Annotated in this window: 19 protein-coding genes; 8 read left to right on the top strand and 11 right to left on the bottom strand. The window is 68.5% G+C overall.

What is annotated here, in order from left to right:
- Positions 1-38: 38 nt before the first annotated feature.
- The 3 genes from AB4089_RS01470 to AB4089_RS01460 form a co-directional block, all read right to left on the bottom strand.
- A complete protein-coding gene (locus tag AB4089_RS01470; protein ID WP_441407554.1) occupies positions 39-842 on the bottom strand; it encodes a transglutaminase-like domain-containing protein in 804 nt (267 codons plus the stop codon).
- 89 nt (positions 843-931) lie between these two features.
- Positions 932-1,777 carry a hypothetical protein gene (locus tag AB4089_RS01465; RefSeq protein WP_441407553.1) on the bottom strand — a complete coding sequence of 282 codons (846 nt, stop codon included), beginning with the start codon at positions 1,775-1,777 and terminating at the stop codon, positions 932-934.
- A 30-nt stretch (positions 1,778-1,807) separates the two neighbouring features.
- Positions 1,808-3,262, bottom strand: coding sequence for a M20/M25/M40 family metallo-hydrolase (locus AB4089_RS01460; RefSeq protein ID WP_441407552.1), 1,455 nt, complete (start codon positions 3,260-3,262; stop codon positions 1,808-1,810).
- 112 nt (positions 3,263-3,374) lie between these two features.
- Here AB4089_RS01460 and AB4089_RS01455 point away from each other — a divergent pair, with 112 nt between their 5' ends.
- Together AB4089_RS01455 and AB4089_RS01450 are read left to right on the top strand one after the other, a co-directional pair.
- Positions 3,375-4,049 (top strand): DUF1684 domain-containing protein, encoded by a 675-nt coding sequence (locus AB4089_RS01455; RefSeq protein WP_441407551.1) that lies wholly within the window; start codon positions 3,375-3,377, stop codon positions 4,047-4,049.
- 4 nt (positions 4,050-4,053) lie between these two features.
- A complete protein-coding gene (locus AB4089_RS01450; RefSeq protein ID WP_441407550.1) occupies positions 4,054-4,539 on the top strand; it encodes a GtrA family protein in 486 nt (161 codons plus the stop codon).
- A 98-nt stretch (positions 4,540-4,637) separates the two neighbouring features.
- On the opposite strand, the gene AB4089_RS01445 is transcribed toward AB4089_RS01450, so the two are convergent.
- The 5 genes from AB4089_RS01445 to AB4089_RS01425 form a co-directional block, all read right to left on the bottom strand.
- Positions 4,638-5,813, bottom strand: coding sequence for a cysteine desulfurase family protein (locus tag AB4089_RS01445; protein ID WP_441407549.1), 1,176 nt, complete (start codon positions 5,811-5,813; stop codon positions 4,638-4,640).
- An 8-nt stretch (positions 5,814-5,821) separates the two neighbouring features.
- On the bottom strand, positions 5,822-6,670 hold the full coding sequence (gene nadC, locus AB4089_RS01440) for a carboxylating nicotinate-nucleotide diphosphorylase (protein WP_441407677.1): 849 nt from the start codon (positions 6,668-6,670) through the stop codon (positions 5,822-5,824).
- A gap of 101 nt (positions 6,671-6,771) precedes the next feature.
- Positions 6,772-8,583, bottom strand: a complete 1,812-nt coding sequence (locus tag AB4089_RS01435; protein WP_441407548.1) for an L-aspartate oxidase — start codon at positions 8,581-8,583, stop codon at positions 6,772-6,774.
- Positions 8,580-9,893: a quinolinate synthase NadA gene (gene nadA, locus AB4089_RS01430; RefSeq protein ID WP_441407547.1), complete on the bottom strand. Its 1,314-nt coding sequence runs from the start codon at positions 9,891-9,893 to the stop codon at positions 8,580-8,582. The genes AB4089_RS01435 and nadA overlap by 4 nt, the downstream gene beginning before the upstream one ends.
- Positions 9,890-10,606 carry an NUDIX hydrolase gene (locus tag AB4089_RS01425; protein ID WP_441407676.1) on the bottom strand — a complete coding sequence of 239 codons (717 nt, stop codon included), beginning with the start codon at positions 10,604-10,606 and terminating at the stop codon, positions 9,890-9,892. The genes nadA and AB4089_RS01425 overlap by 4 nt, the downstream gene beginning before the upstream one ends.
- A 231-nt stretch (positions 10,607-10,837) precedes the next feature.
- On the opposite strand from AB4089_RS01425, the gene AB4089_RS01420 reads away from it, so the two are divergent.
- Positions 10,838-11,482 carry a maleylpyruvate isomerase N-terminal domain-containing protein gene (locus AB4089_RS01420; RefSeq protein ID WP_441407546.1) on the top strand — a complete coding sequence of 215 codons (645 nt, stop codon included), beginning with the start codon at positions 10,838-10,840 and terminating at the stop codon, positions 11,480-11,482.
- Here the strand turns inward: AB4089_RS01420 and AB4089_RS01415 are convergent.
- Positions 11,479-11,955, bottom strand: coding sequence for an Lrp/AsnC family transcriptional regulator (locus tag AB4089_RS01415; protein ID WP_441407545.1), 477 nt, complete (start codon positions 11,953-11,955; stop codon positions 11,479-11,481). The genes AB4089_RS01420 and AB4089_RS01415 overlap by 4 nt on opposite strands.
- 183 nt (positions 11,956-12,138) lie before the next feature.
- Here AB4089_RS01415 and AB4089_RS01410 point away from each other — a divergent pair, with 183 nt between their 5' ends.
- The 5 genes from AB4089_RS01410 (at position 12,139) to AB4089_RS01390 (ending at position 16,969) form a co-directional block, all read left to right on the top strand.
- On the top strand, positions 12,139-13,551 hold the full coding sequence (locus AB4089_RS01410; RefSeq protein WP_441407544.1) for an amino acid permease: 1,413 nt from the start codon (positions 12,139-12,141) through the stop codon (positions 13,549-13,551).
- Positions 13,552-13,657: 106 nt separating this feature from the next.
- Positions 13,658-14,707: a thiamine pyrophosphate-dependent dehydrogenase E1 component subunit alpha gene (locus tag AB4089_RS01405; protein ID WP_441407543.1), complete on the top strand. Its 1,050-nt coding sequence runs from the start codon at positions 13,658-13,660 to the stop codon at positions 14,705-14,707.
- The gene (locus tag AB4089_RS01400; protein WP_441407542.1) at positions 14,700-15,815 is read left to right on the top strand and encodes an alpha-ketoacid dehydrogenase subunit beta; all 1,116 of its coding nucleotides are present in this window, start codon (positions 14,700-14,702) and stop codon (positions 15,813-15,815) included. Before AB4089_RS01405 ends, AB4089_RS01400 begins: the two co-directional genes overlap by 8 nt.
- Complete coding sequence (locus AB4089_RS01395; protein WP_091559612.1) at positions 15,808-16,137, top strand: biotin/lipoyl-containing protein; 330 nt, start codon at positions 15,808-15,810, stop codon at positions 16,135-16,137. The genes AB4089_RS01400 and AB4089_RS01395 overlap by 8 nt, the downstream gene beginning before the upstream one ends.
- Positions 16,138-16,141: 4 nt before the next feature.
- Positions 16,142-16,969, top strand: a complete 828-nt coding sequence (locus AB4089_RS01390) for an alpha/beta fold hydrolase (protein ID WP_441407541.1) — start codon at positions 16,142-16,144, stop codon at positions 16,967-16,969.
- Positions 16,970-17,058: 89 nt separating this feature from the next.
- On the opposite strand, the gene AB4089_RS01385 is transcribed toward AB4089_RS01390, so the two are convergent.
- Complete coding sequence (locus tag AB4089_RS01385) at positions 17,059-18,393, bottom strand: MFS transporter (protein WP_441407540.1); 1,335 nt, start codon at positions 18,391-18,393, stop codon at positions 17,059-17,061.
- A 160-nt stretch (positions 18,394-18,553) separates the two neighbouring features.
- Complete coding sequence (gene hpaB, locus AB4089_RS01380; protein ID WP_441407539.1) at positions 18,554-20,008, bottom strand: 4-hydroxyphenylacetate 3-monooxygenase, oxygenase component; 1,455 nt, start codon at positions 20,006-20,008, stop codon at positions 18,554-18,556.
- Between the last annotated feature and the right edge of the window lie 79 nt (positions 20,009-20,087).

Below are 20,087 nucleotides of genomic sequence, written 5' to 3'. Positions count from 1 at the left end.
CGCCGGCATCGCACGTCGGGAGGCGGGCCGGACGGCGCTTAGTGGATGGCGACGAGCTCCGACGGGTCTTCGACCGGCAGCTCATCGACAACCGCGGTGACGGTCAGCTCTTGCAGGGAGAGGCTGCCGCCCACGGTGGACAGGAAGGCCGTGTCCGAGGAATCGCGCCCGGCCGTGATCCGCAGCATGCTCTCCCGCGGCGCCAGCCCGGTGGGATCGATGACGTGCCACGCGCCGTTGATGTGGGCTTCGGCCACGGCGTGGAAGTCCATCGGGGTCAGGCCGGGGGCATAGACGGCGGCGAGCCGGGCCGGGACGTTCTTGGAACGCAGCAGGGCAATGGCGAGGTGGGCGAAATCCCGGCAGACGCCGCGGCGGTGCAGCAGCGTTTCGACGGCGCCATCAGTCCCGCGCGAGGATCCGCTGACGTAGCGCAGTTCGCCGAAGACCCAGTTGCGGACAGCATGGAGAAGCTCTTCGCCCTGGAGTCCCCCGAATTCGGCATAGGCGGTGGGCAGGAGCCGGTCCGACTCGGCGTACCGGCTGGGCCGGACATAGCGGATCAGTTCCATGAGCCCCGGTTCCTCGGGCACGGCGAAGCCAGTGACGGTGGCCGAGTATTCGACCAGCACGTCGGTGGGTTCGGCGAATTCCATGTAGTGGAAGCGCCCGCCGTGATGGTCCGTGAGTTCGGTCAGCGGCACGTCCTGGCCACCCGCGGTCACCGTGAGCGACTCCTCCAGTGAGTCGTAGCCGGCGTTCCGGGCCACTGCCACGGCGAGAGCCACCTTGGTTTCGGCAACGGTCTTGAAGGCCAGACGGGCGGCTACGGCGCGTTCCATTTATCTCCGTATCTCCGGGATGTGGGATGTGAGGTGGGGGCAGATGGGAAGTCACCGTCAACGGCCCGGGGATGTGCGGGTGGGCGGGACTAGTTTTTGATCTCCAGAGACATTAGCATCCGCTGGACGTTGGCGAATTCGGAACCCTCATTGACGTACTTGGCCGCCTGGTCCAGAGTGTCGAACGCCTTGGCGGGGGCGACCTTCTGGTCCGGGGCCAACGTCTTGAGTACCGTCAGGTCACCAAAGGAATAGTCCCCCTTGCCGGCCGGGCCACGGACCACATTCTGCAGCCCGCAACTCTTGCCGCCGGAGCCGCCCACCACGTTGGTGATGCCGAACGAGCCGAAGTACTTGTAGCCCTGGATGACCCGGAACACCACGTGGGGTTCGATGGTCCCCTCGCCGCCCGCGTGCGGCAGGTCAACGGGAACACTGCTGACCACGACGTAGTCCCGTGCGGCGCCGTCCGGGCAGGCCGGGGCACCCTGCGGGGGAAGGCCGGTCTGCAGGGTGGCCAGGTACGCGCCGTCGGCGTCCTTGACGGTGATCTTCAGCGCGCCGGGCAGCGTGCCCGGATCGGGAGCGGCGGACTGGACAATCCAGTCCTGCGGCACCTCAAAACTGACGGTCTTGGCCGGGTCGGTGAAGACTTTCCAGGCCGCGGCCGTCGCACCTGCGCTGGATCCCGAGGCGGCAGAAGCGCTGCCCGACGGTCCCGGCGTCGGCCCGTCAGTCGACGTCGCACTTCCCGCCGCACTGGGTGTGGCACTGTCCGCCGGGCTGCTCTCGGCAGTCCAGACCGGCGTCCCCTTGCCGTCGCTGCTGCAGCCCGCCAGGGCCGCGCCCGCGACCGCGAGCGCCAGGCCGGTGCGCAGCACAGCGCCCCAGACCCCGGCGGGGCCTGATCCTCTGGAGAGGGACGTCCCAGTCATGATGCCAGCGTAGCCGGGGCGCCGGCCGGCTCAGAGTTCCCGCATCAGTGTTTCGTAGAAGCGGACGCCTTGCTCCAGCGTGTCCAGGGAAATTTTCTCGTCAACGGCGTGGATCGAGCCGCGGGCCGGGACGTCCATGAAGAACGGCGCGAAGCGGTACACGTTGCCGCAGATCCCGGTGAAGCGGCGTGAGTCGGTGCCGCCCATCATGATGTAGGGGGTGATGACCGCCTCGGGGTAGATCTGTCCGATGCACTCTGCCAGCAGTTCCCACTGGGGCCCGGATGACGGGGAAACCGGGGAGGGGTCGTTGCCCTCCACGACCCGCAGCTCAACCTTCGGATCGCGGATGATTTTCCGCAGCCGTGCCACTGTGCCCTCGACGGTTTCTCCCACCGCCACCCTGATGTTCGCGTTCGCCTTGGCCGTGGCGGCGAGGACGTTCGCCCCGGAACTGCCTTCGAGCGTGGTGATGGCGACGGTGGTTCGGGTCATCGCATTGGTCTCGTTGCCGAGCCGCGCGAACAGCCAGGTGATCGGTGTCCGGAGCAGGGCCACCTGGGCGAACACGGCACGCAGCGGCGCCGGCGTGTGCGGGCCGAAGCGGCGCAGCATCTCCGCGGTCACGTCCGGCAGGGATTGCGGGAACGGGCTGCGCTCAATCCGGGTGATGGCGCGGGCCAGCCGCGCTGTGGCGCCCATCCGCGGCGGCGTGGAGGCGTGTCCGCCCGGGTCCCGGGTCAGCAGCTCCACGTCAAGGATTCCCTTTTCGGCCACGCCGACGACGGCGGCGGCCCGGCTCACTCCCGGGAAGGCGCCGCCCGCGACGGCGCCGCCCTCATCCAGCACGAGCCAGGGCTCCACGCCACGGCCGGCCAGCAGATCTGCGGCAGCTGCCGCGCTGTCCCCGGCCGTCTCCTCGTTGTTACCGAACGAGAAGTAGAGGTCATACGCCGGCGCATACCCTGTCCGGAGCAGGCTCTCGGCCGCTTCCAGGATGGCCACGAGCTGGCCCTTGTCATCGAGGGTTCCGCGGCCCCACAGGAAGGTCCCGTCGTTGTGGCCGGAGAACGGCGCATGCGTCCACTCCCCCGGGTCACCGGCCGGGACGACGTCATAGTGCGCCATCAGCACGGACGGGCGCGCCGGCGCCGCCGAGTCCTCCGCTGGGTCTTCCGCTAGGGCGCGGCCGGGCCAGCGGTACAGGAGGGCGTGCCCGTTGACCCGCTCCACTTCGAGGGCAGCGTGGACCGCCGGATACAGCCGGGGCAGTGCCGCGATGAAGGCCTCGAACTCGGCGGTTGCCTCCTCCCCGGTCCTCCTTGACTCCCCGCTCCGGATGGATACGGTCCGGTACGTGACCAGTTCCGCCAGCGAGGCCGCCGCGCGCCGGCTCCTGCCCTGGGTGTCGCTGCTGCTGGACCGTGTGTCGCCGGTGCTTTTGAGGGAATCGCCGGGGGCGGTGTTCTGCAGTGGGTTGCGCATGGGCGAAAGTCTACGGCTGGACGTCCCGGCCGAACGGATTATCCGGCGCGCGGGTCCTGCCCCGGAATCCCGCGCAAAATTTCAGTCCCGGGAAAGCGGATACGCTGGGGGCATGGCCGAACAGCACTTTGACGGAACGCATCTTGGTGACCAGGGTGACGTGGCAGGCATGTCGGCGCTCGATATCGCTGACTGGCGGCTGCGGACATTTGCCCTCTATGCCACCACGCGCAAGATCGCCGCGGACAGCCCTGCAGAAGCCCACTCCTACTGGCGCCAAGAGCGGGACCGCATGTTCGGCACGCACCCGGCTTCCGCACTGACTGCCGAGGCCAAGGCCAGCTTCGACGGGCTGAAGACGGCGGACTACGATCCGATCTACCGTTTCCATGTCCCGCTGACCCTCGAGGGCGCCGGCCGGGAGATGAACGTCGAGACAGGGACCGACGGCCTGGTCCGGTTCGTGCGGCTGGGAACCTTCGACCTTCCCGAGATGGGCCAGCTCGCGGTCTGGAAGCTCAAGGGCTACGGCGGCGGCATCTTTGTGCCGTTCCGTGACGCCACCGCCGGCCAGCCCGGCGGCAGCTACGGCGCCGGACGCTACCTCCTGGACACCATCAAGGGGGCCTTCCACGGCGTGCGCGGCTCCGGGCCCCAGGCCGAATTCGTCCTGGACTTCAATTTCGCCTACAACCCCTCGTGCGCCTACAACGAAGCCTGGGCATGTCCCCTTGCGGGTCCGGCCAACCGGCTGGCCGTGGAGATCCCCGTGGGCGAGCTGTACTGAGCGGATGGAGTCCCAGCTCGAACAGCAGGCCCCTGCTCCCGCCGTCGTCCGCGGGCAGAACCCCAAACGCTACCGCGGAGTCCTCCGCTACCCCGTGGCCCGGCAGCTCATCCGGTTCACCGGCGTCGGGATTGTCTGTACGCTGACGTCCCTGGCCCTGTACGCCCTGTCCCGGCCCTGGCTCGGGGCCCAGCCGGCCAACGCGGCGGCCCTGATCCTGACGTCGTTCATGAATACCGCCCTCAACCGGCGCCTGACGTTCAAGATCACCGAACGCCGCCGGATGAAGCGGGACCATCTCAACGGTCTGATCGTGATCCTGGTGGCGCTGCTGATCACCGGCGGCAGCCTGGCCGTCCTGCACTGGGTCAACCCGGATGCCACCGTCGCCGAGGAGCTGTGGACCACCACCCTCTCCGGCTTCGCCGCCACCGCCGTGCGGTTCACGATGCTGCGGCACTGGATCTTCCGCCGCGCCCGCCACCGCTAGCTGCACCCCGCCTAGAGCCCCAACCCCGGTCCCAAACCCCGGGTTGCGCTATCAGTTGAAGCTGCTATCGGTGCCCGATAAGGACATCTAGTGATAGCTCAACCGGTGGAGGGGGTGCCGAGGGAGCGGACGCTGCCGACGGCGGTGCGGACCGCGGCCGCCGCCTCCTGCAGCTGCGCTGCCGTGATGGTCGAATCAAAGCTGAACCGCACGGCCGTCTGGGCGGTCTCGGGCTCGATGCCCATGGCCAGCAGCACGGGCGACGGCGCATCCGAGCCGGCCGCGCACGCGGAACCGCTCGAGCAGATGACTCCCTGGCGTTCGAGTTCCAGCAGCACTGACTCGCCGCTGGTGCCCGGGAAACAGAAGGACGCCACCGAGGGCAGCCGCTCGGTGGGGTGGCCGGTGAGGATCGCGCCGGGAACACCGGCAAGGACGGCGTCAATAAAACCGTCCCGCAGTGCCGAGACGTGGAGGGCCGTGACGTGGCCGGCCGCGCCCGTTTCTGTGGGCAGGGTCAGGGCCGTCGCCAGCGCCACGGCTCCGGCGACGTTTTCGGTGCCCGAGCGGCGGCCGCGCTCCTGGCCGCCGCCGTGGACCAGCGGTTCGACCCGGACCCGGCCGCGCACAAACAACGCGCCGTTGCCTTTGGGCGCGCCCAGCTTGTGGCCGGAGATGCTCAGCGCATCCACGCCCAGCGCGGCGGTGTCCAGCGGCAGCCAGCCGGCGGCCTGGACGGCGTCGGCATGGAACGGGATGCCCTGCGCGCGGGCCAGCGCGGCGAGCCGGGCGATGGGCTGGACCGTGCCGACCTCGTTGTTGGCGTACATGATGCTCACCAGGGCTGTCTCCGGCCTGAGGACCGCGGCGAGGGCTTCCTCAGTGACGCGGCCGTAGCGGTCCACGGGGACCACGTCGACGGCGAAGCCGTGCACCCGTTCGAGGTACCGGGCCGATTCCTCCACGGCCGGGTGCTCGACGGCGCTGATCACCACGCGGTCCAGCCGCGGGTCGGCGGCCCGGCGGGCCAGGGCAATGCCCTTGACGGCCAGGTTGTCCGCTTCGGTGCCACCGGAGGTGAAGGTGACCTCGCCCGGGCGGCAGCCGAGGGCCTTGGCCGTCGCCGCCCGGGCCCCGGCGAGCGCCGAGGCCGCGGCATCGCCGAAGGAGTGGTGGCTCGAGGGGTTGCCGAACTCCCCCGTGAGGTAGGGCCACATGGCTTCAAGCACCTCGCGGCGGACCGGGGTGGTGGCGGCGGCGTCCAGGAAGATCATGGCGGTTTTCAGCCGACTGTCTGGTCCGGGCCGGGGACGGGCTCGAGGTCGATGTCGAGCCCGAGGTCCAGGGCGGTGACGCTGTGGGTCAGGGCCCCGATCGAGATGACGTCCACGCCCGTGGCCGCGATGTCCGCCACGGTGGCGAGGTTGACGTTGCCGCTGGCCTCAACACGGGCCCGGCCGCCCACCAGTTTGACGCCGGCCGCCAACTCGGCCAAGGAGAAGTTGTCCAGCATGATGGTGTCCACCCCGGCCGCCAGGACGGGCTCGATCTGCTCCATGGTGTCCACCTCGACCTCGAAGTGTGTCGTGTGCCCAAGCTGGGCCTTGGCTGCGCGCAGCACGGCGGTCAGCTTGGCCGGGTCACCCCCGGTGAGGACTGCCAGGTGGTTGTCCTTGGCCAGGACGGCGTCGGAGAGGCTGAAGCGGTGGTTCGCGCCGCCGCCGCAGCGCACGGCGTATCGTTCGAGCACCCGCAGCCCCGGCGTCGTCTTGCGGGTGTCGGTGATCCGGGCCCCGGTGCCGTCCACGAGCGCGACATATTCCGCGGTCCTGGTGGCGATAGCACTCATCCGCTGGACCAGGTTCAGTCCGACGCGTTCGGCCAGCAGCACCGCGCGGGCGTTGCCGGTCACCCGGGCCAGGGCGGTTCCTGCGGTGAAGGCCTCGCCGTCGTTGACCAGCAGTTCGACGACGGCGGCCGGGTCAGTCAGCTTCATCGCCGCGGCGAACACTTCCCCGCCGCTGAGCACGCCGGGAACCCGGGCATTGAGCACCGCCGTCGCCCGCGCCTGCGCGGGGATGAGCGTCTGCGAGGTGATGTCCCCGTAGGGGGCGTCCTCCTGGAGGGCCATTCGCAGGACAGCCAGGACGGCGGCCTCGGGCAGGCTCCCGGCGAGCGCCGCGGTGCGGGCGGGCACGGTTTCCGGAGCAGCAGTTGCGTGGGCAGTGGTGGTCACGAGGAAATCCTTTGCATGGAATGGGTGAGGGCTGGGGCGTGGTCCGCGTCTGCCCGGTAGTGCGCGCCGACGGAGTCCGTGCGCTGCCGGGCCGCCGCCACGAGGAGGCGGGCCGCGAGGAGCAGGTTCCGGTCCTCGTGGGCGGCCTGGTCCGCCGTGTCCGGTGCGCTCTCAGGGTGGACCTCGGCTGCCCAGGCGGCAAGCACGTGCTCCGCTTTCCGCAACTGCTCCCCGCTGCGGATTACGCCTGCGTCCGCAGTCATCAACCGCCGAAGGGCGTCGCGGCAAAACGGCCCGGGACCAATCTCAGTCCTCGCAACACCATCGGGCAAGCTGGCCGGGTGATATTCCCGGCCGGCACCCAGAGCTGCCTGCATGCCGTCGTTCGATGGCGTTCCGGAAGCGTGCGTCAAGGGGAGGCCGCCAGCGGCCGAGGCAGCACGCGGAGGAACGGCGTCGGACGACGCCCCGGCCGCCACCCAGCCCGTTTCGTCGGCGAGGAAGTCCTCGACCGCCCGGCGTCCGAAGACCAGCCCTTCCAGCAGCGAGTTGCTGGCCAGCCGGTTTGCCCCCTGGGCACCGGTCCGGGCGACCTCGCCGGCGGCGTACAGCCCGGGAACGGAGGTGCGGCCCGACAGGTCGGTGCACACGCCGCCCATCCAGTAATGGGCGGCCGGGGACACCGGGACCGGCTCTGCAGTCCAGCCGTAGCCGGCGGCCCGGGTGGCTGCGCTGATGGTGGGGAAACGCCGGGCCAGGAAGCCGGCGCCCCGGTCGGCCTCAATGCCGCGGGCGTCCAGGTACACGGGAGCGTCCGCGGGGGCCCCAGTGGCGGCCAGGTGCAGGGCGATGCTGCGGGAGACGACGTCCCGGGGGGCCAGTTCCGCGTCCGGGTGGTAGTCCGGCATGAAGCGGTACCCCGCGGAGTCCAGCAGTATGGCGCCCTCGCCGCGGACGGCTTCGGAGATGAGCAGGGCCGGCGGTCCGCCCGGGACTTCCTCGGCGGCAAGCGTGGTGGGGTGGAACTGGAAGAACTCCAGGTCCTGCACCGCGGCGCCGGCGCGCCAGGCCAGGGCCAACCCGTCGGCGGTGGCGACGGAGGGATTGCTGGTGCGGGCAAAGAGACGGCCGGCGCCGCCGGTGGCGAGCAGGACGGCGTCGGCGGCCAACCGCTGGGGCCGGCCGCCGGCCAGGTAGGCCACGCCGGTGACCCGGACCGGCGTCGGACGCTCGCTGCCGGGCCGGGACAGGGATTCCGAGTGGACGTCCGGTTCCGTCAGGAGTTCGGTGACGAACGCGCTGGTCTCCACCCGGAGCCGGCCGCGGCCGGCACGATCCAGGACGGCGCGTTCCAGGACGGCGGCGACAAGCCCGCGCGATATGCAGGCGCCCGTTGCATCGCCGCCGGCGTGCAGGATGCGCGGCGCCGAATGCGCCGCCTCCAGGCCCAGGGCCGGTCCGCCGCCGGGACGCACGTCGAAATGCACGCCGTAGCGGCCCAGGCCGGCGATGTCCCGGACGGCTTCGGTGCACAGGACGCGGACCGCCTCGGCGTCGTTCAGCCCGGCACCGGCGGCGAGCGTGTCCGCGATGTGCGCTGCCACGGAATCTCCGGGAGCGGCATCCTCCGGGCCCAGGACGGCGGAGATGCCGCCCTGGGCGTAGAAAGTGTTGCTCTGCTCCAGTGTCCCCTTGCTCAGGAGGACCACCTCGATGTCGCGGCCGCCGGCGGTGGCGGCGTCGGTGGCGAGCAGCGCGGCGTAGAGCCCCGCAACCCCGCTGCCCACAATCACAAGCCGCCTGGTCACGGCCGCGCCGCCAGCATGCGTTCAAGCGCCACACGTGCCGGGGCGGCGACGCCCTCGTCCACGGTGATGCGGTTGAGCACCTCGCCGCGGACCAACGCCTCCAGGACCCAGGCAAGGTAGCCGGGGTGGATGCGGTACATGGTGGAGCAGGGGCAGATCACCGGGTCCAGGCAGAAGATGGTGTGCTGCGGGTATTCCGCGGCGAGCCGGTTCACCATGTTGATCTCGGTGCCGATCGCAAACGTGGTGGGTTCCGTGGCCGCGGCAATGGCCTTCTTGATGAAGTCGGTGGACCCGGCGGAATCGGCGGCGTCCACCACCTCCATAGGGCATTCCGGGTGCACGATCACCTGCACGCCGGGGAACTCGGCGCGGGCCTTCTCGATCTGGCCCACGTTGAAGCGCTTGTGGACCGAGCAGAAGCCGTGCCAGAGGATCACCCGGGAATCGAGCAGTGTCTGTTCGTCGTTGCCGCCGAGGTCCTTGCGCGGGTTCCACATCGGCATCTGCTCCAGCGGCACGCCCATGGCCTTGGCGGTATTGCGGCCCAGGTGCTGGTCCGGGAAGAACAGCACCCGCTGGCCGCGCTCAAACGCCCACTCCAGCACCGTCGCGGCGTTCGAGGACGTGCAGACGATCCCGCCGCGCTCGCCGCAGAAGCCCTTCAGGGCTGCGGAGGAGTTCATGTAGGTGACCGGGATGATCGGGACCCGGCCGTCGGCGTCGGGCTCCGTGCCGAAAACTTCCTCAAGCTGTTCCCAGCACTCGGTGACCGAGTCGATGTCCGCCATGTCCGCCATGGAGCAGCCCGCGGCGAGGTTGGGCAGGATCACTGCCTGGTCCGGCCGGGACAGGATGTCCGCGGTCTCGGCCATGAAGTGCACGCCGCAGAAGATGATGGCTTCGGCGTCCGGCCGGGTCAGCGCCGCATTGGCGAGCTGGAAGGAATCGCCCACGAAGTCGGCATATTCGATTACTTCGTCGCGCTGGTAGAAGTGCCCCAGGACGACGGCGCGGTCCCCCAGCGCCGCTTTGGCGGCCCGGATCCGGGCGTCGAGCTCGGCATCGCTGGCCAGCTTGTACTCCTCCGGCAGCTGACCCTGCCGCGGGGTTGAGACCGGCGCGACGTCGGCGGAGGAGGCTCCCGGTCCGTAGGCGGGCGTTCCGGCGAGGGCCTCGGCGAGGTCATAGTCCCAGGGCCCGCGGGCCAGCGCCGGGCTGCAGGTGGAGGCGGATGCTGCAAGGCCCTTGGTGCTGGCGGTGGCTTGCTCGCGCGTGATCAGCTGGATTGCCGTGTTAACGCTGCTCATGGTGTGCTCCTGTTGTCTGGGTCAAGGCCTGGGCGGCCGGTAAAGCGGTAGAGGCGGGGTGGGCGGTGTTTACCGCCCTGCAGGTACTGATCGGTTTCTTCGATTTCCGGGGTGGCCTTGACCTGCCGGCGGAAGTTGGCGGGATCCAGTTCGCGGTCCAGGACGGCCTCGTAGACTTCGCGGACCTGTGCCAGGGTGAAGTACTCGCCCAGCAGGTGGTAGGCGATGGATCCGTAGGCCATCTTGTTGCGCAGCCGCCACAGGGCGTAGTCGACGATCGCGTTGTGGTCGAAGGCGAGCTCGCCGAGCCGGTCGGCGCGGAACCAGCGCACGTTCTCTGATTCGTCCGCGAGCGCTGCCTCCGTGGGCTGGACGAGGGCCCAGTACACAATGGAGACCACGCGCTGGGTGGGTGAGCGGTGCAGTCCGCCGAAGGCGTAGAGCTGCTCCAGGTAGTTCGGGTCCAGGCCCGTGGTCTCGCGCAGGTTCCGCGACGCAGCGTCCTGGAGTGACTCGGAGTGCGTGAGCGGACCACCGGGCAGCGCCCAGAGGCCCTTGAACGGTTCGCGGATCCGGCGCACCAGCGGGATCCAGAGGGTGGGGCGCCCGGACTTCTCGCTGGGTCGCAGCRCAAAGATCACGGTGGAGATGGCCAGCGACGGCGGAGCGGTCTGGCGCTCCGAGACGTTGGCTGCTGCGGTGTAAACGGTGATCCACCCGCCTTCTGAAGTCCCGGCCGGGTCCGCTGTGGACTGCCCGGACGTCTCCGGCCCGACCGCCGGATTAGTTATAGTCAAATTGACTAGAACTAATGATACGACGGAGCTGCCCCAGTACAAAATGTTTCAGGTCACATGCAGGAGAGCCGCTGGCTGGCCGGGGCCCTGGTCCGGGCATTCGGTCGACCTTGTCCGCGGGTGCGGACAACGGTATTAATCGGGGCTATGGAAGCAGAAGACATGGACCTGGAGGGTGGGGCCGCAGCGGCAGCCAGGGCCCGTTACGCGGGAGCGGCGCAGGCATTCCTGGAGCTCGCCGGACAGATACCGGACCAGGCGTGGTCGCGGCCGGCACTGGGTGTATGGGATGTCCGGGCGCTGACCGGCCACACGAGCCGTGCCCTCACCACTGTGGAGACCTATCTCTCCACCCCTGCTACCGGGGAACTGCTGGCAGGTCCGGTCGAATACTTCCTGGCCGTCCGGGGCGCCACCTCGCCGGACGCGATCGCCCAGCGAGGCAAGGAAACCGGGACAGCCCTGGGCGAGGACCCGGCCTCCGCAGTGCGGGAGCTGGTCCAACGTGTCACAGCACTTCTCGGGAAGACGCCGGACGATGCCCTGGTGGCCACCCCAGCCGGGGCCATGCGGCTCATCGACTACCTGCCGACCCGGACCTTCGAACTGGCCGTACACACGCTGGACCTGGCACGCGCCCTGGGGCTCCCCCCGCCCGCCCTGTTGGCCCCGGCGGTCGCGGCCTCCCTGGAGCTCGCCGCAGCCATCGGCTCCCGGTCGCCGGCCGCCGGCGACTTGCTGCTCCTGCTCACCGGCCGGACCGGCCTGCCCGAGGGCCTGAGCGTTCTCTAGCCCCTTGCTGCGGCCGCGGCTTCCAGCAGCGGCAGGGTGCGCCCCTGGAAGTGGGTATTGAGGACGATCACCGAGGAGGACCGCAGGACCGTCCGGGTGGCGATCATGGCATCGAGGACACGCTGGAGATCCGAATTGGAACGCGCGGCAATGCGGGCCATGAGGTCCGAACTCCCGGAGACGGTATGGATCTCGATCAGCTCGGGGATCCGCGCCAGGGCCTCCACGACGGCGTCATGCCCGAGGTCCTGGTTGATGGTCAAGGAACAAAAGGCCACCACCGGGTAGCCGAAGTGCGCCGGATCGGGATGCGGCACCCACGAGCCGATCACACCGCCGTCCTGCATCCGGTCCAGCCGGGACTGGACAGTGGCTCGGGCCACCTTCAGCACCCGGGAGGCCTCCAGCACCGACGCCCGGGGGGAATCCGTGAAAAATCGGACAATCTTTGCATCCAGCGGATCAACATCCATGAATTTTTCCCTCCCAAGTGGCCCGGACCTGACAAACCGCTTCCGATGCCCCGATTCAGTGCGCAAACTGCCACCATATTCTCACGGCGGGGGCGCCCCGGCGACCCGTAGGGCCGGCTCACAGACGGTAAATTTGATAGGTCCCATAAGGACGCACAGATCCAAACCACACGAAGGTTCGCCATGACAACGAAGTCCACCGCGACGTCACCCACAACACTCCCGGCCCCGGCCCTGGGCCACAGCATGAAGCCGCGCCAGCTGACCATGATGGGATTGGGCAGTGCCATCGGCGCCGGCCTGTTCCTCGGCTCGGGGGCGGGAATCCAGGCCGCCGGGCCGGCCGTGTTGATCTCTTACCTCGTCGCCGGAACGCTCATCATCCTCGTCATGTGGGCCCTGGGTGAAATGGCGGCGGCCAACCCCAACAGCGGGGCCTTCTCGGTTTATGCGCAAAAGGCCATGGGACCGACGGCGGGCGCCACGGTGGGCTGGCTCTGGTGGCTGCAGCTCGTCGTCGTCATCGCGGCCGAGGCCCTCGGTGCCGCCGGGCTCCTCTTCACGGTCTGGCCGGTCATCCCCGTCTGGGCGCTGTCCCTGGTCTTCATGGTCCTCTTCACGGCCATCAACCTCGCCGGGGTGAAGAACTTCGGCGAGTTCGAGTTCTGGTTCGCCATCCTCAAGGTGGCCGCCATCGTGATCTTCCTGGCAATCGGCGCGGCCCTGCTGTTCGGCTGGCTGCCGGACGTCCCCTCCCCCGGACTGAGCAACATCACTTCCGACTTCGCCCCCGCGGGCCTCGGCGGCATCGCCACCGCCCTGTTCGTCGTGATCTTCGCCTTCGGCGGGACCGAGATCGTCAGCGTGGCCGCCGCCGAGACCGAGAACCCGGAGCGCAGCGTCGCCCAGGCCATCCGCACCGTCGTCTGGCGGATCCTGGTCTTCTACATCGGCTCCGTGTTCGTTATCGCCGCCGTCCTTCCCGCCACATCCGAGGCGCTGAAGTCCCCGTTCGCGGGAGTCCTCGACGCCGCCCGCATCCCTGGCGCCGGCGCCGCGATCACGCTCGTCGCCGTCGTCGCCCTGCTCTCGGCCCTCAACGCAAACCTCTACGGCGCCTCCCGCATGGTGTTCTCGCTGTCCGAGCGTGGCGAGGCCCCGCGGTTCCTGTCCAAGCTGAACAAGTCCCGGGTCCCCGTGGTGGCCGTCGGCGTTTCGGTGGCCTTCGGCTTCATCGCCACCGTGCTCGAGTTGCTGTTTCCGGAGAAGATCCTGCCCGCCCTGTTCCAGCTGGTCGGCTCCACCTGCCTGGTGGTGTGGGGTACAGCCCTCGTGTCCCAGCTGATCCTGAGGCGCCGTGCGGACCGCGAGGGCACCGCGCTGCCGCTGCGGATGAAGGGGTTCCCCGGGCTGACGATTTTCGGGCTCGTGCTCCTGGCACTGATCTTCGCGGTCGGCTTCACCGGCGCGGAGAGCAGCAAGCAGCTGTTCAGCACGATGGCCCTGGTCGCCGGCATCGCCGCCGCCTGCTGGATCGGCGCCCGGCTCACCCGCAACCGCCGCGCAGGCGTAGGGGCCGACCAGCAGGCTCGCTAGACAAATTGCCAAGCTCACCGGCGGTAGGGGCGGCATAACTGTGCAGTCTGGGCACCTCGTCCTAGGCTGATTGCACACCCTCCCGCCGGTGACTAGGGTCACAGGCATGGACACACTTCTCCCTGTGGCTTCCGGCGGCGCAGCCGGGCCCCTCACTGCCGACGAGCTCCGTGAGCTCTATACGCTGATGGTGGCCGTCCGCCACCTCGATACCTCTGCCATCGCCTGGCAGCGGCAGGGCATCATTCCCGGCTACGCCCCCGAGCTCGGGCAGGAAGCGGCCCAGGTGGGCAGCGGCTACGCCGTGGACACCACCCGTGACTTCGTCTTCCCCACCTACCGCGAGATGGGTGTCGCCCGGGCAATGGGCGTTGACATGGTGGCCTACATGTCCACCCACAAGGCCACGTGGCACGGCGGGCTGTACAACCCGATGGAATCCCGGCTTGCCCCGATCCAGGCGGTGGTGGCCGGGTCCGTCCTGCACGCCGTCGGCTGGGCCCACGGCCAGACGCTGGCCGGCACTGCCGACGGAGAGCTCGGCGTCGCCCTGACTTACTTCGGCGACGGCGCCTCCTCGCAGGGCGACGTGCACGAGGCGATGAACTTCGCCGCCGTCATGAAGGCGCCGGTGGTGTTCTTCGTCCAGAACAACGGCTGGGCCATCTCGGTCCCCACCGAACGCCAGGTGGCCGGCGGCTCCGTCGCCGCCCGCGCCGCCGGTTACGGAATCCCGGCGCTGCAGATCGACGGCGACGACGTCGTCGCGGTCCTCGAGGCGACCCGCCGCGCCTTCGCGCATGCCCGCTCCGGCGGCGGCCCGGTGCTGATCGAGGCCATGACCTACCGCCGCGGCCCGCACTCCACCTCCGATGATCCGGGCCGCTACCGATCCCTCGACGAGGAACGCGACGGCGCCGGCATCGACCCGCTGGAGCGCCTCCGGCAGCGGCTGCTGGCCGACGGAATCGCGGACGAGGCGTTCTTCGCCGAGGTGCTGGCCGCGGCCAAGGCCGAAGAGGAGCAGATCCGCACCGGTATCCAGGCCCTGGGCTCCCGTCCCGGGACGGAAATGTTTGACCTGGTCTTCCAGGAAACCACCCCTGCCCTGCAGGCCCAGGCCGCCAACTGGCGTGAGGAGTCCGAACATGTCTAACTCGATCCTTGAAAGCGTAGACGCCGCAGGCGACAACACCGGACAGAGCACTGCCGACAACACCGCAGAGAGCACCAGCGAGGGCACTGCCAACAGCGCAGGCGCACCGGCTTCCGCCACTGTGATGTCCATGCAGCAGGCGCTCAACCGTGCCCTCGACGAGGTCTTGGCGGAGAACCCCAAGGCCGTCATCTTCGGCGAGGACTGCGGCAGGCTCGGCGGCGTCTTCCGGATCACCGACGGGCTGCAGGCCAAGCACGGCGAACAGCGCGTCTTCGACACGCCGCTGGCGGAATCAGGCATCCTGGGCATGTCCGTGGGCCTGGCGATGGCCGGCTTCCACCCCATCCCCGAGGTCCAGTTCGACGGCTTCGCCTACCCGGCCATCAACCAGATCGTCTGCCAGATCGCCCGGATGAACTACCGCAGCCGCGGCACCATGCCGATGCCCATCACCCTGCGGGTGCCCAGCTTCGGCGGCATCCGGGCCCCCGAGCACCACGGCGAAAGCCTCGAGGCGCTCTTCGCCCACGTCCCGGGCCTCAAGGTCGTCTCGCCGTCGAACCCGCACGAGGCCTACCACCTGCTCAAGTACGCCGCGACGCGGCCGGACCCGGTGATCTTCATGGAGCCGAAGTCGCGGTACTGGCAGAAGGGCGACGTGGATGCCGCCCGGCACGATGCAGCCGGCGGTTCCCCCACCGGCGCCAAGGTGATGCGCACGGGCCGCCACCTCACGCTGGTCGCGTGGGGCGCCATGGTGGCGCGCTGCCTGCAGGTGGCCGAACTCGCGGCCGAGGACGGGATCGACATCGAGGTCCTGGACCTGCGCTGGCTCAAGCCGATCGACGCCGAGGCGCTGGCCGCCTCCGTGCGCAAGACGCGCCGCGCCGTCGTCGTCCACGAAGCGCCGCTGACCTCAGGCCTCGGCGCCGAGGTGGCGCAGCTGATCACCCAGAGCTGCTTCGATACCCTCAAGGCGCCGGTGGAGCGGGTCACCGGCTTCGACGTCCCGTACCCTTCCGGCGACCTGGAAGATGAATACATCCCGAACATTGACCGGATCCTCTTCGGCATCCAGCGAGTATTGGAGTACAAACGTGGCTGAAATTTCCTTCCCGCTGCCGGATCTCGGCGAGGGCCTGATTGAGGCCACAGTGCTCGAATGGCTGGTTTCGCCGGGCGAGCAGGTGGAACGCAACCAGCCGCTCGTGGAGGTCGAAACCACCAAGTCGGCCGTTGAATTGCCCAGCCCGCAGGCAGGTAAGGTAGTGCGTACCTACGGCGGGCCCGGCGACAAGATCAACGTCGGCGAGCCCCTGATTGTGTTTGAGGTGCCGGACAACACCGCCGGCATCGTGGGCACCGTCCCGAAGGAAGAGGCACCTAAGCGCCGGGTCCGCCTGAGCGCCGTACTTGATGAGGACTGAGAGCATGAGCGGCAGACACACCGGCGAACTGCATTCCCACACGGTGGAGGGCACCGACCCCCAGCTGTACGTGCAGGTGCATGAGCCCCAGAACGACGCCGGGCTCCGTCCCGTCCTGCTGCTGCACGGCTTCTCCTCCTCGTCCAAGCTCAACTGGGAGGACAGCGGCTGGCTCACCGCACTCCTGGAAGCCGGCCGCCGCGTCATCACCGTGGACCTGCCGGGCCACGGCCGCAGCGGGGCGCCGGAGGACATGGATTCCTACTCCCCCAGCCGGATCCGCGCGGACCTGCTGCAGATCGTGTTCGACGCCGGCGCACGGCCCCTCCGCGACGGGGACCCGTCCAGCGGCCTCGACGTGATCGGCTATTCGCTGGGATCCCGGCTTGCGTGGGAGTTCGGCGCCACCCAGCATGAGCTCGTGCACCGGCTGGTCCTGGGCGGGCCCAACGTCGCGGACCCCCTGGCGGACTTCGACCTGATCGCCGCGCAGCGGTACCTGGCCGACGGCACCCCGATCGCGGACGAATCGACCGCGGGGTTGCTGAAGATGGCCATGCTGCTGCCGAGCAACAACATCTTCGCGCTGCTCTCCTTGATTGAGGCGATCAAGACTGAGCCGTACGATCCCGCAGAAGCCGTCCCGCACATGCCCATGCTCCTTGTGGCCGGGGAAAAGGACGACCGTGCAGCGTCCATGCCGGAACTGGCCGCCCTCGGCGCCAAGGCCGGCGCCATGGTCGAACAGCTCGTGCTGCCGGCCCGCAACCACACCAACGCGATCACCAGCCGCGCCTTCAAGCAGGGTGCCATCAGCTTCCTGGGCGTCTAAGCCGAGGAAGCCGCACCACAGGCCAACACAAAAGAGGCACGGACCGCTGTCCGTGCCTCTTTTGTGTCGTGCTTTGCCGGAACCTCAGCCTAGTGGTGGCTGCTGAGGCCGAGCGGGCGGCCCTTCGTTTCTCCGGCCAGCAGGACTCCGACGGCGGAAATGACGCAGAGGACCATGATGTAGATGCCGATCGACCCGGTCCAGTGGGTGCCCTGCAGGAGCGCCTCCGCGATGGTGGCCGCAAACGCTCCGCCGAGGATGGCGCCGAACGCGTACCCGATCGAAATCCCGGAGTACCGGACATTGGCCGGGAACATCTCGGCGTACATCGCGGACATGGGACCGTAGGACAGGCCCAGGCCGATCGTGAGGACAAACAGCGCCACGCCGTAGAGCAGGATGTCCTTGGTGTCGATCAGCGCGAACATCGGGATCATCCAGGCGAAGACAATGCCGTAGCCGATCAGGAAGGTCTTGACCCGGCCGATCCTGTCAGAGAGCCAGCCGCCAACCAGGGTGAAGACGAGCCAGCCGAAGGAGGCCAGGGTGGTGGCCAGCAGGATCTGCGGGGTGGGCATCTTGAGCGTCTTCGTCGCGTAGGAGATGAAGAAGGCGATCAGCAGGTAGCCGGCAGCGTTGTTGCCGATGAAGATCATCGTGGAGTACAGGACGGCCTTCTTGTGCTTCCGGATGAGCTCGCCGAGCGGGGCCTTGCTGGCTTCCTTCCGGTCTTGCATCTCCTTGAAGACGGGGCTCTCGGCGACGGCGCGGCGGATCAGGTAGCCCACCACGATCAGCACGATGGAGAGCAGGAACGGAACCCGCCAGCCCCAGGCCGCGAAGTCTTCCTTGGACATGCTGGTGTTGAGGAAGAACAGCAGGCCCGTGGCCAGGATCATGCCGACCGGCACGCCGATCTGCGGGTAGGCGCCGAACAGGCCACGCTTGCTCTTGGGTGCGTGCTCGACGGCCATCAGGGCAGCGCCGCCCCATTCGCCACCGGCGGAGAAGCCCTGGATAACGCGGAGGGTGATGAGCAGGATCGGGGCCCAGACGCCGATCTGAGCGTAGGTGGGCAGCATGCCGATCAGCGCGGTGGCGGCACCCATCATGACCAGGGTGAAGACCAGCATGGCCTTGCGGCCGAGGCGGTCACCGAGGTGGCCGGCGACGATCGCGCCGAGCGGGCGGAACAGGAAGCTGATGCCGATGAGGGCGAAGGACAGGATCTGCGCCAGGCCCGGGTTGGAGGCGTTCAGCGGGGCGAGGAACAGCGGGGACAGCAGCGTGGCTGTCAGCTGGGCAAAAATAAAGAAGTCGTACCACTCGATGGTGGTGCCGACCAGGGTCCCAGCGAGGACCTTGCGTTCCTCTTTTTTGCTGCTGGGACCCGCCTGGGAATCTACGGCTGAAGTTACAGTCATTGGAACTTTCATGTCCGGGGGCAGAGGTACTGCCCAAAGTGGGTGCGAAGTGATAACTGAATGCTGCTGGAATTACTGATCGAACGGTCAGTTAGTATCCCAAATACTACTATGAAGATGTGATTCCCCGCACATGTTTTCCGAACGTGTCCCCGCCCGGTCAGTCCGTGCGGGCGAGGAACTCGCGGACCCTGGCCCGGACCGGCCCGCGGTCGTAGGTGTTCACCAGGGCCCCGGCCATGCGCACCGGGTCGCCGAAGAAGAAGTACTCGTAGAGCGACTGCCGCCCGGCGAACCCGGAGATCGAGGCATCGAAAGCCAGCTTGAACAGCCGGACGCGCTCGGGACCGGTCAGGGACTTGCCCTGCAGGTACAGCTCGATGTCCGCCCGGGCCTCGCTGTTGACATCCGCCTCGCCGGGCAGTGCCATGAGGCCCGACGCCGAGAACTTCCGGATGATCTGCGGGAAGCGCTGGGCGATCTTGGGGTACCAGTTGCGGGCGGCGTTCAGCGTGGACCACTTTGGCAGCATGACGCCGGCGTCGTTGAGCCCGGCGTCGGCTTCGGAGGCGCGGACCAGCGCCTTGCCGATTTCGACGTCGATAATCAGCTCCGCAATGTCCTCCTGGATATGCTGGAACCCGTCAATGCCGATCGATTCGGCCAGCTCCGACGCCAGGCCCAGGAAGAACTCGCTCTTGGCGATGGTGCGGGTGACCACCTGGTGGGTCATGAGCGCGCCGGCGCCGGTCTCGGTGTAGAAGGCGTTGCACAGCTGCGGGTTGCCGAGCATGAAGATGCGCTCGCTGGGCACAAAGACGTGGTCAAAGACCGCGACGGCGTCCATTTCCTCATAGCGGGAGGCCAGCGGCTCGTCGTGGGTGCTGCCGCCGTTGTACAGCGAGGTACGGCAGAGGTACCGCAGCCCCGGGGCATCGTTGGGGATGGCGAATGCGTAGGAATAGGGCGCGTCTTCCGGGGTGCCGCGCAGCACCGTGGACGGGAACACGAGGAGCTCGTCCGCGATCGGGGCGATGGTGGCGAGCATGCGGGCGCCCTGGATGACGACCCCGTCCTCGCGCTCCTCCACGATCCGGGCCGAGAGCTGGCCGCCGAGTTGCTCCGACCCGGAGACCGAGCGGTTCACCTGCGGCGGGATGAGGGTGTGCGTGGCGAGGACGTCGTTTTCCCGGGCCCACTCGTAGTAGTTGCGGATGTTCTCGCCGAATTTCGGATCCGCTTGAGCGAACCATTCCCCCGCCGTGCTCAGCGCAGTGAGCGCGGAGTTCATGTAGTCCCCGGAGCGGCCAAGGAAGCCGTTGGAGGACTCAGCCCAGGTGGAGATGGCGCGGCGCCTGCGCTGGAGGTCCTCGATGGTCTTCGGTACCAGGAAAGAGGCGTTGACGAGGTCCCCGGTGCTCGGCGAGGCGTAGGTGAGGGCCTCCTGGTACTTCGGGTCGTGCTGCATGTCGAAGAGCCTGGCGTAGGAACGGGCCACATTGCGGAAGGCCGGGTGCTCGGCGATCTTCTCGCTGACCACTTCGCCGTCGATCACCACGTGCGGGGTCATGGCGTTGAGCTTGGCCAGATACTGCTGTCCGGTACGGATACCCATGGGATTCTCCAGTCATCATCGAGTGGTTCGCCGTTATGTGGTGTCACAGTTATGTGGTGTCACTGTTGAATTGATTCGC

The sequence above is a fragment of the Arthrobacter sp. 2MCAF15 genome (genome assembly GCF_052115605.1).
Classification (GTDB): domain Bacteria; phylum Actinomycetota; class Actinomycetes; order Actinomycetales; family Micrococcaceae; genus Arthrobacter.
This window is presented reverse-complemented; position numbering and strand designations above follow the sequence as displayed.